Consider the following 325-nt stretch of genomic DNA (forward strand, 5'->3'; position numbering starts at 1 on the left):
TCCCCACTGCTGCCTCCCGTAGGAGTCTGGGCCGTGTCTCAGTCCCAGTGTGGCCGGTCGCCCTCTCAGGCCGGCTACCCGTCGTCGCCTTGGTGAGCCGTTACCTCACCAACAAGCTGATAGGCCGCGGGCTCATCCTGCACCGCCGGAGCTTTCCAACCTCCACCATGCGGAGGAGGCTCGTATCCGGTATTAGACCCCGTTTCCAGGGCTTGTCCCAGAGTGCAGGGCAGATTGCCCACGTGTTACTCACCCGTTCGCCACTAATCCCCACCGAAGTGGTTCATCGTTCGACTTGCATGTGTTAAGCACGCCGCCAGCGTTC

The 325-nt window shown here is 62.2% G+C and carries 1 rRNA gene; it reads right to left on the minus strand.

Going from position 1 to position 325, the window contains the following annotated elements:
- Window positions 1-325: ribosomal RNA gene (locus tag IF78_RS0142980) — 16S ribosomal RNA — on the minus strand; the annotation flags it as partial.

Source organism: Streptomyces bicolor, from assembly GCF_000719285.1.
GTDB classification, from domain to species: Bacteria; Actinomycetota; Actinomycetes; order Streptomycetales; family Streptomycetaceae; genus Streptomyces; species Streptomyces bicolor.